This is a genomic window from Desmonostoc muscorum LEGE 12446 (genome assembly GCF_015207005.2).
Taxonomy (GTDB): domain Bacteria; phylum Cyanobacteriota; class Cyanobacteriia; order Cyanobacteriales; family Nostocaceae; genus Nostoc; species Nostoc muscorum.
On sequence record NZ_JADEXS020000001.1, the window covers coordinates 3,684,336 to 3,698,958 of the forward strand.

The window sequence follows — 14,623 nt, forward strand, 5'->3', positions numbered from 1 at the left end:
GACGACTAAATTTAAAATTTGGTGTGGTGTTTCACCGTTTATTTGTAAATCTTATCGTATTACCTTTTTCCAACTCTTGAACTCAGGGTAATTTAGTAATAAAGTTCATACCATTTTTGAGAATATTTGGATATTTATCAAGAAAATTCTGAACTTTTTGCTTTTGGCTATCATCCACAAATAAATTATAGCTTTCCACAAAATTAAAACTTCCTACCAGATATTTAGCTCCTAATTTGGCTCTAGATAAAATATATTCTTCACTGACATCGTTGTGGTTGATTAGCCATCCTTTTCGATGTGATAGATAAAGTAATGTTGGATCACTGGCAGTAGTAGCAATTATGAGTGAATCTGGTTCAGTATTTTGTTTCACTTGCTGTGCTAGTTGAAAAACAGCCGATTTTTCTATTCTTTCTTTGAACATATAATCAATAGTATAAATGACAGAGCCAGCAGCTACAGTTAAACATAGGCAGACTACTATAGCTTTTTTATAATTAACTTGATCAGCAGCTTTCTCTAAGTATTGACTACAAGCTTTACCCATGAATACCACTCCTGGAAGCATAAATTGGAGTTGATAATATTCATGAACTAAACTGGTAATAGGTACTAAAATCCAAGTTAATACTACTGAAATTAACCAAACATCTAATACATATTCTCGTCTAGTTCTTCTAGGAATGAATAATCCTAATAAAAATATAGGAAAGCCAAAAATAGCAAAATGTCTAACAGCAGTTCTGAAGAATATTTCTGTCCAAAAATTTAAGGTGAGTACAATATTATAGTTATACCTATTTGTTGAACCTGACCAAAAACCAAAAGTATTACCATACTCTAAAAATAGTTGATGAGCATGGTAATACCAAATAGCTACAGGTATTAGTATCAATATGCTATAAATCCACAGAGATATTTGAGAAAAAACTCTGATACCGTATTTAGTCCATGCTAAGTAAAAAAGTGGTATTCCTAAATATATTATTGGTAAAACTTTGATGAGACAAGCTAAGGCTACAAAGCTACCTGATAAAATTAAATCTTGCCATTTTTCTGAGTCAAGCCAATTAGTGAAATAGTAGATGCCAATAACTGAACACATCAACAGCATCGACTCTGGTTGAAAAGTTCTACTATAATAAATATTCAAAGGTAAAATTACAAAAAATAAACAAGACCAAGAGGCAACTTTTTTATCTAAAATTTTGATAATAAACTGATAAAGGAAGTAGAGAGCTACTAAAAAACAAATAATTGAGAAGAATCTTCCCCAAAACTCTGCAACTCCAAAAATCCTGTAAATCAGAGCAACAATGAATGAATAAATTGGAAACTCTGTTTCGCAATAACCGGGTAAATTACCTCCCCAATCAATTTGAGGATAAAATAAGTTAAAACCATTCTCATAAAAATTTCTCGCTATTGCTGCGGTATCTGACTGACGCCATGAATGAATACCGATAATTGGCGAATTAATATTATAAATTCTTAGAGCTACGGCTAAGATTAATAAGAACAGTATAGACGAATTTTTATCCTGACTTTTTATGATATTCTTTTGCATATAGCTACATTATTTAACTCGTGATTACTCGCTAAAAATACCTTTTATTGCAGTTATCCTACCCAACGGTTGTTGCCCCAACGATACCATTGTTCGATTAGTCCTAAGGCAGAAACTAGGATACAACCATAAAGAAATTCTCGTGTTTTTGGACTATTAAGATTGTCTGTCACCATACCAAAAGCAATAAAAAAGAAGGGTGTTGCAAATACAAATCGTGCAAGGCTATAGAGATAACCCGAAGCTGCTAAAAATCCAATTGCTGCATTAGCTATACAAATGAATAAGCAAAAAAAGAACACATAATTCGTTTGTAGTTGGACAATGGTTGGAGTTACAGATTGAGGAGTAAGCTTACCAGCTTTGGCTAACAGCCAAGAACGAATAGAATAAATCAAAATTGCTATGGGAGGATAAAAAAGAGTTATCCAGAGTAGAGGATGTTTGGGCACATACAGCGAAATTTTCTTGCGTTTGGCATGAAAATAAATGAGGACAACGACCAGGAAAAATAGAATAAATGGAAAGTACAAACCGTGTAAATCGTTTAACAGGGATCTAGGAAAGAGCAGAAATAACGGTCGTAACTGAAGAGTTCTTCCCCACTCCACTTGAGCTTTAAAGGGAGTCAAAAAGTTGCCTGTTGATAATAAACAATAGATGCCGTAGATTGAATAACCCACGATCGCGCATATAGCAATTAATCCAGTGGGGATAGTATATTTTTTCCATTCCCTAGTTTTGGAATCGCTTTCAGATTTTAAATGACTTCCTAAATATACGCAAAATATTGCACTAAATGAAGCAAAGAAAAGTTGCACTAAACTCGGTCGAGATACAGACATCAAAATCACAGACACTGCTAAGATGCAATTCCAAAACACGGAAGTTGAAAATAAAAGAGCTACTACACTAATGATTGCCCAGAGAGAGAATAGACTCTCAGTGTAGCCAATACTATGGAAAATAGAATTGGGATTAACAACATAAAGTATAAGAGTAATAAAGCTTAGACTTTCTGATTTAATGACTTTTCGTAAGACGTATAAGACGATAGGTAGTGACAAAACAAAGAGAATGTTACACAAAATAAAAGCATATCGAAGCCCAATGACGGGATTCTCTGGGGCGAATAAACGATTTATTTGAGACCAGAGTGGGTAGAAGGCTTGACAACTAGGATTGAAGCCCAAATTGACATAATGAATCGCATCCCAATACTGAAACTCTTTTCCCTCTTGTACTGCTAATTTTGCAATTCCGTCCACAGAAAGGAAGATACCTATACTACTGCAAACAACATAAAACAGGAGAGCAAGAAGAATTTGCTTCCAAAAGGAAAAACGAACTAAGTTTTCCATTTACAATCTGGCAATTAAAGCGTGAATGCTTTATTGATAATGGTACTATTTTGCGTACATAATATTACCATTCTTATACGTTTAAATATTAGAATCAGAATCTAGAACTAAAGAAAGAGCTAGTTGATAGAGTTGGCGACGGGGAAGAGAAGTAACTTTTGCTAGTTGACGACTAGCTTGCGATCGCGATATTCCTTGACTGATTAATTGTTTCAACTCGGATTTTAATTCCTCTTCTGTTAATTGAGGCTGACTCGCTGGAATTCCCGCAAGAACTAGGGTATATTCACCTTGGGGTTCTCGTTGGCTGTAGTGGGCGATCGCTTCGGCAATCGTTCCCCGCCAAAATTCCTCATACAATTTAGTTAACTCGCGTCCTAGTACAATTTGGCGATCGCTTCCCCAAACTTCTGCTAAGTCTTGTAAAGTATCTTGCAAACGGTGCGGCGATTCGTAGAAAATTAATGTGCGAGATTCTGTTTGCAGAGATTCTAAATGTTCTCGTCGCTGTTGAGTTTTCGCTGGCAGAAACCCTTCAAACACAAACCGATCCGTTGGTAGTCCGGCTGCACTCAAAGCCGTAATTGCTGCACTTGCACCAGGAATAGGAACTACTGAAATACCCGCTTCAATACAAGCTTTTACCAATTCATATCCAGGATCGGAAATTCCCGGCATTCCAGCATCACTGACGAGAGCGATCGCTTTATCATTCGTCAAATATTCTAATAACTCTGGAATTCGACTGGTACGATTATGTTCATGGTAACTTATTTGGGGTGTTTTAACTTCAAAATGCTGTAGCAATTTCCCTGTGTGGCGCGTGTCTTCCGCAGCAATAATATCTACAGTTTGTAAAATTCGCACCGCCCGAAAGGTCATATCTTCTAAGTTGCCAATTGGTGTGCCGACGACGTAAAGTGTTCTTGGTTTAGGATCGGTCTGCATGAGCGAGATTTTGGATTTTAGATTTTAGATTTTAGATTTTTCATTCAATCAGGAGTTAAGCACAGATAACGGAAAATCAAACCGCAGAGGACACAGAGAACACAGAGGAAGAGGAGTTTAAGAGAGCTTTTGCGTAAGTCATATCAATTTTAAAACCAAAATTCCAAATTTCAAATTAGCCGATTTAGAAATTAAAACTAATAATAATTTATCCACCTATAAAAGCATCAATAAAAACTGACAAATGCCTAATCTAAAATCCAAAATCCAAAATCCAAAATCGGATCGTGGGTTATTTGTAGGTTTAGTAACCTTAGATTTGATTTACCTCGCTGACTCTCCCCCTCAAAATAATCAAAAGATTGTTGCTATTGACTATAGTGTGGCAGCTGGTGGCCCAGCTACAAACGCGGCTGTGACTTTTAGCTATTTAGGTAATCAGGCTACAGTCCTGGGTGTGGTGGGTTCTCACCCGATGACGCAATTAATTCGAGGTGATTTGGCAAATTATCAAGTGGCGATCGCCGATCTTGAGCCTACCACTGATTTAGTACCACCCGTCTCTTCAATTATTGTCACCCAAGCCACAGGGCAACGAGCTGTGGTTTCCATCAATGCTGTAAAAACTCAAGCTAGCAGCGCATCTATCCCAGCCAATATTTTAGAAAATGTTGCCATCGTACTAATTGACGGACATCAGATGGCGGTTGGTTATTCCATAGCCCAAACGGCGAAAGCCCAAAATATCCCAGTAGTCATTGATGGTGGTAGCTGGAAATCTGGATTTGAGCAAATTCTACCATTTGTAGATTACGCCATCTGTTCGGCTAATTTTTATCCTCCCAACTGTCAGACTCCAGAAGAAGTTTTTGCTTATCTGAGCAAATTTGATATTCCTCATATCGCCATTACCCACGGAGAAAGAGCAATTGAATACTTGAGTTGCACTAAAACTGGTATTGTAGATGTGCCCCAGATTCAAGCAGTTGATACCTTAGGAGCTGGAGATATTTTTCACGGTGGCTTCTGTCATTACATTTTAAGAGAAAGTTTTACCGATGCACTAGCATTAGCAGCAAATATCGCTGCTGATTCCTGTAAATTTTTTGGTACCCGGCGCTGGATGGATTTAAAGTAGGAACGCGCAACTGTGTACCCCTACTCAGGTTATATATTTTGAAGTTAGATCGGGCTAAATTAATGAAAGACTTACAAGAAATTTTAGTGATCGCTCGTCAGATAGGTTGGGAAGCAGCTGATATACTGCGATCGTATTATCACGGCACCGCTAAAGATCCTAATTTAGCAGTAGAATATAAACAAAATGAGCCTGTTACCGTTGCCGATGTAGCTGTCAGTCAATATATTCTAGAAAAGCTACAAGCGAGTTTGGGTAATGAAGATTTTATTTACATCAGCGAAGAAACCTATCAATTTATAAATAAGTCTCCACAACCCTCCACTCCTTGGGTGTGGATTATTGATCCTTTGGATGGCACGCGGGACTTTATCGAAAAAACTGGAGAATATGCCATTCACATTGCTTTAGTCAAAGAAACACGCCCAGTGTTAGCAGTGGTGGCAGTCCCAGAAGCGCAAAAATTATATTATGCTACAAAAGGCGGAGGCACTTTTGTAGAAACCCGTCATGGATCTGTTCCCATACAAGTGTCGTCAGGAAAACGAGTTGAGGATTTAACCTTAGTCGTGAGTCGTTCTCACCGTAACCCGCAGTTAGATTATTTACTTCAAAACTTACCCTGTCAAAATCAAAAAGCTGTTGGCAGTGTTGGGTGTAAAATCGCCACCATTGTGGAACAACAAGCGCAGATTTACATTTCTCTTTCTGGCAAATCTGCTCCCAAAGACTGGGATATCGCAGCCCCAGAACTGATTTTAACAGAAGCTGGTGGTCAGTTTACTCACTTCGATGGCACACCCTTGGAATACAACACTGGTGATATCAATCAGTGGGGAGGTTTGCTGGCTAGTAACGGTGAATATCACGAGGTACTGTGTAAGGAAGCAGAAAGGATTTTAGCTCAGTTCACGGATAGCTAAAACTACTTGGGGCATTTGGAAATAAATATTTTCAGATTCGCTTTCAAGATAGTCATTTATGGTATAGTTAAAGCCACTAGCAGAATAGAAATCGTTAACGCTTAGTAAATATCTGAATTTCCAAAACAGTAACTTATCTGAGCGATCGCTAGTTGATACCGATTTGCTTTTTCAATTGAAATTGTCATAGTAAAAGCAACAAAAAAGTGTAGTTGTAAGGGTTGCAAGCCTGCCCTGAATTTTTTATTTGGAAATAAAATTCAGCGTGAGTCCATATTCAAAGGCTGTGTTACACTTATGCATATAAGGATTATATTCGGTTGAGTAACTCCTTTTGATTTCTAAAAAGCGTCTCTCCGAATTTAACTCTCTACACTCCCTAAATTCGGAGATTCTTATGTCAATTTACGTTGGTAACCTGTCGTATCAGGTTACGGAAGACGACCTCAGGCGGGCTTTTGCAGAATATGGAACAGTAGCCCGTGTTCAATTACCTACAGATAGAGAAACAGGTAAGCCGCGTGGGTTCGCTTTTGTGGAGATGCAAACAGATGCAGAAGAACAAGCTGCGATTGATGCACTAGATGGCGCTGAATGGATGGGACGTGATTTGAGAGTAAACAAAGCCAAACCCCGTGAGGAAAGAAGCAATTCACCTCGTGGTAGCTGGGGTGGCGGTAATGCCCGGCGTAACAGGAACTACTAAATCGATTCCTAAAAATTTCACATCTAGAGTCTCCAGCAGATAAAGCCAAAGGCTCGAACTGCTGGAATATTTTATTTTGTATCTAGTTTTGAATTATTCATCCATATTTTAGGAGGAATGAGAATGACACAAGTAGTTTTAGGGGAGAATGAAGGTATTGAATCAGCCCTGCGGAGATTTAAGCGGGAAGTTTCTAAAGCAGGAATTTTCCAAGATATGAGAAAAAAACGTCACTTCGAGACGCCGATAGAAAAAGAGAAGCGTAAAGCAATTGCTAGGCACAAGCAACGTCGTAAACAAAATTCTCGTTTTAGATAAGAATTAAGAGCAATTTTGCCTTCAGATTTGATATTTAGCCAGCATCTGTTCATCGTGGCGATACCCAGCTTGAAAATAGTGACTGGGGACTGGTGACTGGGAAAGAAATATTTTCATGCCCTCGTTGTGTGATTGTTGGTATGAACATCTGACTTAAAAATAGGTAGTAGAGAGTAGGGGTTTAGCAATGCGCTTTACCCCTATGTTATTTAGGGGTAGGGATTTCAACTTGGTGAAGTACAGATCCCATCCCAATACTGCTCGGATAAGCAGGGGAGGCAGGGGAAGCAGGGGAGGCAAAACTCAACGCCAGCCTCCATTTCTCCCCCGGCTATTGAACAGCTTGCCTCAACCAAGAAATTCCAAAACCTATGCAGTATTGGTACAGATTTTAACTTTCAAAGCTATGACTAAAGGCTGTTTGACTTCTGAATTCTGCTGTATTAGTTCCCATCGCGTTACCAGCTAAATACGCAGTTGTCCAAGCACTTTGGAAGTTAAAACCGCCAGTCACACCATCAATATCTAAAATTTCTCCAGCAAAGTAAAGACCTGGAACTAACTTACTTTCCATTGTTTTGAAGTTAACTTCTTTGAGATTAACTCCGCCGCAAGTCACAAATTCTTCTTTAAAAACTCCTTTGCCACTGATTAGATATTCCCCCTGAGTGAGTTCTTGCACCAACAGATTTAACGTTTTGTTAGATATTTCTGCCCAACGGTCTTCTGTGGTAATATCTGCACGGGCAATGATATATTGCCAGAGACGATGGGGTAGGTCAACACCACGATGTAATGCGATCGCTTTCTTTCCCCATTGATTCTTGACTGCTAAAATTTGTTGTCGTACTTGTTCTGGTTGGAAATCAGGCAGCCAATTAATTAATAATGTGGCTTGATAGCGGCTTTCGTGCAGAACTCTTGCACCCCAAGCAGAAAGCTTTAAAACCGCAGGGCCACTCAAACCCCAATGAGTAATCAGTAATGGCCCAGTTTGTTGTAATGGGGATTTTCCGCCTACAGATAATCGCAATTGTACAGAGTTAACACTAACTCCAGCCAACTCCCTCAGGTTTTGATCGAGAATGTTAAAGGTAAATAAAGAGGGAACAGGTGATTCGATTTTATGTCCTAACTCCCTAGCAATTTTATAACCTATCAAGCCACTGCCGGTAGCAAGAAGTAGGCGATCGCATTTTATTGTCTCTCCCGACTTCAACAGGATATCAAACCCCTGGTCTTTGGAAGTCCTTTTCACTGAACTTACAGGCGTACCGATGCGAAGTTTGACCCCAGATGTCGCCGCTGCTTTAATCAAACACTCTACAATGGTTTCTGAAGTGTTGGTAACAGGGAACATCCGACCATCAGCTTCAGTTTTTAAATGAACTCCGTGAGCAGCAAACCAAGCTACTGTATCTTGAGCTTGAAATCGAGTAAAAGCACCCCGCAAGGCTTTTGCGCCTCTAGGGTAATTCTGCACTAATTCCCCAGGATCGAAGCAAGCGTGAGTGACGTTACAGCGTCCACCACCAGAAATTAACACTTTCGCTAGGGGTTGGCGACTAGCTTCGATTAAAGTAACTTGGGCATCAGGGTTGACTTTAGCACAAGCGATCGCGCCAAAAAACCCCGCTGCCCCACCCCCAATAACTACAATTTGTAACGATAGCAATTTCAAAAATATCTCTTTTCGGGTATCTACTTTCTAGACTAACTGTTATCTTCACCCTTCTTGACACTCCCCGCTCTAAAGAGACGGGGATTCTAGGTTCAATGACTCACCGTAAGAGGGCAGGGTTGCCCCAACCGCCCAAGAGGGCAAATCTCCCCCAGCGTAAGTTCCGGTATGCCCTACCGTACTGAGTCCTAATCTCAAAATATTGATTGCTGCGTTGATATCTCTATCTTCGGTATATCCGCAATGAGGGCAAACATGAGTCCTAGTAGACAAAGACTTTTTCACGTTCTGTCCACAGTTAGAACAATTTTGGCTTGTATTGTGAGGAGGAACTGCAACAGTCACCTTCCTATATTTGTGACCGAAATATTCCAACCAACTGCGAAAAGTGTACCAACCAGCATCACTAATGGATTTAGCTAGATGTCGATTCCTAACAAGCCCTTGAACATTTAAATCTTCATAGGCTACCAAATCGTTAGATTGGATGACGGAGTATGCTAATCTCTTGCAATACTCTTTCCGTTGCCTACTTACTCTTAAATGCTTACGGGCATATCGATTTCTAGCTTTGTGGTAATTGTTAGATTGCCTTGCGCGAGCTTTCTTCTTAACCGCACTAAACTTCTTAGACTTTTTGCGATTAGCTCGTATAAGATGCTTTTCTGATTTGCGGTAAAACTGGGGTGATGGTTCTATATTGCCTTTATTGTCGGCAATGAAATATTTCAGTCCCAAGTCAATACCAACTACTTGTAAGGTAGGATGAGTCTCAACCTTGACATCAACATCAATCGCAAATTGAGCATAATACCCATCAGCACGACGTAGTAGACGGACACGTTTAATTTGCTTCAGGCAAAAGTAGTTAAGGTCATAAGTCCCCTTTAGTTTTAGGGTTCCAATACCTTTTTTATCTGAGAAAGTGATAGCCTTCCTGAGGAGTGAAAGCTTCCATCCAGTTGATTTATATTCAACTGAACGACAATTTTTCTTGAACTTAGGAAAACCTTTCTTACCTTTAACCTTCTTCTTACAGTTGTCGTAAAACCGAGCTATTGCAGACCAAGAACGTTCAGCAGCAGATTGTCTCGCCATTGAGTTGAGTTCATCAGCAAAAGGAAATTCACTAGCTACTACAGCACAATATTTATTGAGGTCGTATCTACCCATATTCTTGTTATCCATCCAGTAGCGTAAACACTTGTTTTGGATGAATTGGCTAGTACGTATTGCCTCATCAATAGCGCGATATTGCTTTTCTTTGCCCTTGACTTTGAACTCGTAAACAATCATGGCATCGACCAATTAACCACGTCTTTATGTTAATACAAAAGACATAAATACATCAAGAAATAGAAAGCGTTACTGAGGCGTAAACGCCTTTAACCGTTTTCATCCCTTACCTGTTCGCGCAGCGTCTCCCCTTGGGAGAAGGCGAAGGGTTTTCAACGAGTATTTTTATAAGGTTCAAAGTCTGCTTTTGCCGCACCGCAAGTCGGACACACCCAATCCTCTGGAATGCTTTCAAAGGCTGTTCCTGCTGCTATACCGCCGTCTTCATCACCTTCTTCTGGATCGTAGATATAACCACAAACAGTACATATATACTTTTGCATTTTTCATTCCCCTAGTAAATTATTGGCATTGCTTCAGTATTAAATACCTTAGGGAGAAAGTTACAATAGGCACGCCACAATTCTTAAACAGCCCTTGGTGGTAAACTATGAAAATTTATTTTCCCTATTCTCCACCCTGGAGAGATGCGATTAATCGCATCTCTACATATTCCCTATTTTCAAGGCAGTCAATCACGGGAAAATCTCACAACCAAACATCAAAAAGGTTTTTCCCCTACTCCCAATTCCCCACTCCCTACTCCCTTTTTCAAGTTAGGTCTATTGTCGTCTAATTTCATCTGATTTAATCAAGAGGCGGCTCATGATGAATAGTAACTCTTGATACAAATTCACCAGGGTTGCCGCTTTTTATAGCATCAAAAGTGCCTTTAATAGTACCAGCAATGGGAACAGCAACAAGTGTCCCTAACAATCCAGCAATCTCATACCCCATCAAAATAGCAACAAAAATCCAGATGGGATTCAGTCCGATAAAGTTGCCAAGTAATCTAGGAGCTAATAGATTATCTTTAACCTGCTGCATAATAATTGCTACCAGCGCAACTTGAACTGCTAACCACCAATTTTGCAACAATACCAAAAGTGTCACTAGACCGATGCCGAGAGATGCTCCAATAAAGGGAATAAGTTCTGAGATCCCGATTAATATGGCAAATAACAGAGCAAAAGGCACCTTCATAATTAAGAAAATTGGTGTCAGGGTTATTACCATGAATAGTCCCAATAACAACTGGCTCAGAAAGAAGTTTTGGAAATTTAGCCGCAAGGATGCGGTAAGGGGATCTCCGATATCAGAGGGCAAAAGATGCACCAGACCATACCAGACGCGATCGCCATACAAAAGCATATAAAAAGCCAGCACCACTATTAACACTACGTCAAATAATCCTGACAATAGCGTTCCCGCAAATCCGACTGCACCAGAAGCTAGCTGTTGTACTAGATTCTGAATGTTGGCATTGATTTGACTACTCACAACCCTCAAATCAATTGGCAAACGTCGTTGCTTGGCGATGGCCTCAAACTGCTCTAGGTTTGCTTGACTGGCAGTTAACCAATCAGGAATCTTATTTAATAATTGGATTGTTTGGTCAATCACCATTGGTACTAGCGTCACGCCCAGGATTACCAAAATAGTTAAAGTGGCAAGCAAAACAACGCTCACCGCCTGAGTGCGAGTAATCCGAGCGCGTTCAAAGAACTTAACCGGGTAATTGAGTAAAAAAGCCAGAATTGCTGCAATGCTCAAAATGCTAATTGGATGCTGGAAATAACGAAAAAGCACGGATAGCAACCAGACATTGAGAGCGATCAGCGGGCCGCTCAGACCATAGATTAACAGGCGTTTAAGGGAGGCAGAACGGCGCATCTGATGCAATCTGTTTTCAGTACTCGTTGAGATAAATTGTAAAACTGGCGTTGGCGCTGATGGCGATCGTAGATATTTTTAACAAAGAAATGTATTGTCCTATCTGATAGCTAGGAAGCAAATTACAATGGACAAAACCATAGCTGACCTCCGCAAAGACTACACCTTAGAAGGTTTAAGCGAACTCGAAGTTGACCTCAATCCTTTTATTCAATTTAAAAAGTGGTTCGATCAGGCACTAGCAGCCCAACTTCCCGAACCCAATGCCATGACCATTGCTACCGCTACACCAGATGGTAAGCCCTCAGCTAGAATGGTACTGCTTAAAGATTTTGATGAACGGGGCTTTACCTTCTTCACCAACTATAACAGTCACAAAGGACAAGAACTGGCAGAAAATCCCCAAGCGGCTTTAGTTTTCTGGTGGGCAGAACTGGAACGTCAAGTACGGATTTGTGGCTATGTAGAGAAAGTTTCCGAAACTGAGTCCAACCAGTATTTTCACAGCCGCCCTGCCAACAGTCGCCTGGGTGCGTGGGTATCTAATCAAAGCGAAGTCATAGAAAGCCGAGAAGTTCTTGAGCGACGCTTGCAAGAGTTTAACAGCCAATATGAAAATCAAGAGATCCCCCGACCACCTCATTGGGGAGGCTTACGAGTGATCCCCACAGAAATTGAATTTTGGCAAGGGCGCTCTAGTCGTCTGCACGATCGCTTACTCTATAGCCATTTAGATAATGGCATTTGGAAAATTCAGCGGTTATCACCATAAAAAGGGACTGGGGACTGGGGACTGGGGACTGGGGACTGGGGACTGGGGACTGGGTATTAGGAAATTTCCTAGTCCTTCTTCCCTAATCCCCAGTCCCTCTTACCAGCGATCGATCAAATCTTGAATTGCTGCTTGTGCTTCTGCTAAAGATTGGGTACGACTGGTATCGCCGTCATTCAGGCTATTAACGTTAATAAATTCAATGTCTGTAAGCCCAATCATGCCGAAAATTGCCCGCAGGTATGGTTCTTGGAAGTCATAGGCGGCGAAAGGGGATGTGGCGCTAAAGTCACCGCCACGAGCGGTGATGATAACTGCTTTTTTACCCTCGACTAAGCCTTTATAACCGCCTTGAGCATCTATGGCAAAAGTCCGGTGAACACGAACGATTTGGTCGATGTAAGCCTTAAAAGTAGAAGGTACATTGAGGTTATACATTGGTACGCCAAAAACGTAGCGATCGGCAGCTAAAAGTTCATCAATTAACTCGTCTGAAATCCGGATCGCTTGGGCTAATTCTGGAGTGTGAGTTTCTGGTGGTGAAAACGCAGCTGCAATCCAAGCTTCATCAACGTGAGGAACCGGGTGACGCCCTAAATCTCGATAGGCGATCGCATCTTCAGGATGCGCTGCTTTCCAAGCACTGATGAATTCCTTAGATAGTTCTCTGGAATGCGATCTTTCACCACGGGGGCTGGAATCAATATGTAAGATATTTGCCACCAAATGTCTCCTTGTTAGCTGGAATTTACTGCTTTTGAGTCTAAATTTCCAAGCATTACATCAGATAGTAAAAGTAAGTACTTACTTAAGTAAAGTAGTTTCCAAAAAGTAACTATCGGACTCGTATTTGATTGCGTGAAAAAAATCGCCAACTCGAAAAGGCTGATTCTCTACTCAGACGCGATTAAACGGGTCTCTACTCCCTACATAAATCAGATTAAATCTGTGTTCTGGACAATGTATATTCTTTTTCTAGAGAATTATTAACAGTAAAAAAGCCGATGGAAAATGCATCGGCTAAACTGATAATATTGGACAGATGAATAGTCTACTGTCCTTGAATTGCTGGTGCTTTGGCAGAAAACTGAATCCTGGGATCTGGCAGAAAATTGTATCTTAAATACAATCCTCCCCAAACAAACAAGATAATTAAAAATCCACCGATACCAAGGGGACTAGGAAGCCAGAAAACAGCTTCTATATGATTTAGCTCACCAGTTTGGAGTTTCCACAACAGTTGATTGCCATTTTTTTCTGGCTCGATGGCAGTTTCAGTTTGGGCAATATTTTTAGCCCCCCAAGGAGTCTTTAAGCCGAATTCCAAATCCAGAATTGAACCAGCGTTAGCTAGGACGTTTCCTTTGTTGGAAATTAGAGACAGCGATCGCAAATCCAAATCATAAATCAAGCGATTTTGTACTAACAGTAAAAAATTGTTCTGCTCCAAAATTACGTTTGATTCAATTTTAGGTAGTTCTGAGCCAGATTCACTTTCCACAGATTCAGAAGCTTGATTAGCACGCGAGTTAAAAAAATCGTTGAACTTTTCTTGCAATTCCCTACCACTACTAAAAGGAATTGTCACAATGACTTCTTCTTGAGAAATTCGCTCGGCTTTACCGTCAAGTTTCCGGGCACGGCGCTCTATGCTATTTAACCATTCATATACATAATCGCCACTAAAACTCGTTAGCTGCTCTCCTAACTTAATATGTTGTACTAATTCACCACTATTTGAGTTATTAAAGTTAACTTCCACATCATACTTAACACAACCAGACAGTAGCAGAGATGTTAACAACACAAGCCACAAAATAGGATTTTGGATTGGAAAAAACCGGTTGGTTCGATTTCGACCAATTTGTGGCGAAGCAAATCTCATCTTTGCGAATACAAACCTCAATGGTCTGATTAACCACAAGAAAATTTGTCCTAAAGTTGAAGAATACATAGCTATCAATCTCCCCAAAAGTCAAACTTTTTAACCAATCTTGACCGTGGCAATTTTAGATTTTGCGTACTCCTACGGACAAGCAAGCTACGCGCAGCGTGTCGGAGACAAAAGTCGAGCCAGTGCAGATAAACTCTGTGAGATCATCTGCTCAAAAGCTTTCCTAATTGTATGCAGACTGTAAAGAGAAGCCCTACGAACATTTAAAAATCATCAGAGTGTGACACTTTAAGAGTCTAAAGT

Annotated in this window: 14 protein-coding genes; 5 read left to right on the plus strand and 9 right to left on the minus strand. The window is 40.2% G+C overall.

Annotation, left to right across the window (positions count from 1 at the left end; translation table 11 throughout):
- Positions 1 to 82 precede the first annotated feature (82 nt).
- The 3 genes from IQ276_RS15815 to rsmI all read right to left on the minus strand — a co-directional run bounded on the left by IQ276_RS15815 (position 83) and on the right by rsmI (position 3,879).
- Positions 83 to 1,570: an ArnT family glycosyltransferase gene (locus tag IQ276_RS15815; RefSeq protein ID WP_193913029.1), complete on the minus strand. Its 1,488-nt coding sequence runs from the start codon at positions 1,568 to 1,570 to the stop codon at positions 83 to 85.
- Positions 1,571 to 1,623: 53 nt separating this feature from the next.
- Positions 1,624 to 2,931 carry a mannosyltransferase family protein gene (locus tag IQ276_RS15820; protein ID WP_193913027.1) on the minus strand — a complete coding sequence of 436 codons (1,308 nt, stop codon included), beginning with the start codon at positions 2,929 to 2,931 and terminating at the stop codon, positions 1,624 to 1,626.
- A gap of 81 nt (positions 2,932 to 3,012) precedes the next feature.
- Positions 3,013 to 3,879 carry a 16S rRNA (cytidine(1402)-2'-O)-methyltransferase gene (gene rsmI, locus IQ276_RS15825; protein ID WP_193913025.1) on the minus strand — a complete coding sequence of 289 codons (867 nt, stop codon included), beginning with the start codon at positions 3,877 to 3,879 and terminating at the stop codon, positions 3,013 to 3,015.
- A 244-nt stretch (positions 3,880 to 4,123) separates the two neighbouring features.
- Between rsmI and IQ276_RS15830 the strand changes: the two genes are divergently transcribed.
- The 4 genes from IQ276_RS15830 to rpsU all read left to right on the plus strand — a co-directional run bounded on the left by IQ276_RS15830 (position 4,124) and on the right by rpsU (position 6,964).
- On the plus strand, positions 4,124 to 5,017 hold the full coding sequence (locus tag IQ276_RS15830) for a sugar kinase (RefSeq protein WP_193913023.1): 894 nt from the start codon (positions 4,124 to 4,126) through the stop codon (positions 5,015 to 5,017).
- A 62-nt stretch (positions 5,018 to 5,079) separates the two neighbouring features.
- Complete coding sequence (locus IQ276_RS15835) at positions 5,080 to 5,940, plus strand: 3'(2'),5'-bisphosphate nucleotidase CysQ family protein (protein ID WP_193913021.1); 861 nt, start codon at positions 5,080 to 5,082, stop codon at positions 5,938 to 5,940.
- A 397-nt stretch (positions 5,941 to 6,337) separates the two neighbouring features.
- Positions 6,338 to 6,646 (plus strand): RNA-binding regulator, encoded by a 309-nt coding sequence (gene rbp / locus IQ276_RS15840; protein ID WP_073645278.1) that lies wholly within the window; start codon positions 6,338 to 6,340, stop codon positions 6,644 to 6,646.
- Positions 6,647 to 6,769: 123 nt separating this feature from the next.
- Positions 6,770 to 6,964, plus strand: coding sequence for a 30S ribosomal protein S21 (gene rpsU, locus IQ276_RS15845; protein WP_073645277.1), 195 nt, complete (start codon positions 6,770 to 6,772; stop codon positions 6,962 to 6,964).
- Between the two features lie 391 nt (positions 6,965 to 7,355).
- Here rpsU and IQ276_RS15850 read toward each other — a convergent pair whose 3' ends face one another.
- The 4 genes from IQ276_RS15850 to IQ276_RS15865 all read right to left on the minus strand — a co-directional run bounded on the left by IQ276_RS15850 (position 7,356) and on the right by IQ276_RS15865 (position 11,654).
- The gene (locus IQ276_RS15850) at positions 7,356 to 8,639 is read right to left on the minus strand and encodes a BaiN/RdsA family NAD(P)/FAD-dependent oxidoreductase (RefSeq protein ID WP_193913048.1); all 1,284 of its coding nucleotides are present in this window, start codon (positions 8,637 to 8,639) and stop codon (positions 7,356 to 7,358) included.
- Positions 8,640 to 8,714: 75 nt separating this feature from the next.
- Entirely contained in the window at positions 8,715 to 9,941 is a 1,227-nt protein-coding gene (locus IQ276_RS15855) for an RNA-guided endonuclease InsQ/TnpB family protein (RefSeq protein ID WP_193913019.1), read from the minus strand.
- Positions 9,942 to 10,093: 152 nt separating this feature from the next.
- On the minus strand, positions 10,094 to 10,264 hold the full coding sequence (gene rd / locus IQ276_RS15860; RefSeq protein ID WP_193913017.1) for a rubredoxin: 171 nt from the start codon (positions 10,262 to 10,264) through the stop codon (positions 10,094 to 10,096).
- A 304-nt stretch (positions 10,265 to 10,568) separates the two neighbouring features.
- Positions 10,569 to 11,654 (minus strand): AI-2E family transporter, encoded by a 1,086-nt coding sequence (locus tag IQ276_RS15865; protein ID WP_193913015.1) that lies wholly within the window; start codon positions 11,652 to 11,654, stop codon positions 10,569 to 10,571.
- Between the two features lie 127 nt (positions 11,655 to 11,781).
- Here IQ276_RS15865 and pdxH point away from each other — a divergent pair, with 127 nt between their 5' ends.
- Positions 11,782 to 12,426: a pyridoxamine 5'-phosphate oxidase gene (gene pdxH / locus IQ276_RS15870; protein ID WP_235115704.1), complete on the plus strand. Its 645-nt coding sequence runs from the start codon at positions 11,782 to 11,784 to the stop codon at positions 12,424 to 12,426.
- A 99-nt stretch (positions 12,427 to 12,525) separates the two neighbouring features.
- Here pdxH and IQ276_RS15875 read toward each other — a convergent pair whose 3' ends face one another.
- Positions 12,526 to 13,149, minus strand: coding sequence for an FMN-dependent NADH-azoreductase (locus IQ276_RS15875; RefSeq protein WP_193924375.1), 624 nt, complete (start codon positions 13,147 to 13,149; stop codon positions 12,526 to 12,528).
- A gap of 328 nt (positions 13,150 to 13,477) precedes the next feature.
- Complete coding sequence (locus tag IQ276_RS15880; RefSeq protein ID WP_193924373.1) at positions 13,478 to 14,380, minus strand: DUF3153 domain-containing protein; 903 nt, start codon at positions 14,378 to 14,380, stop codon at positions 13,478 to 13,480.
- Positions 14,381 to 14,623 lie beyond the last annotated feature (243 nt).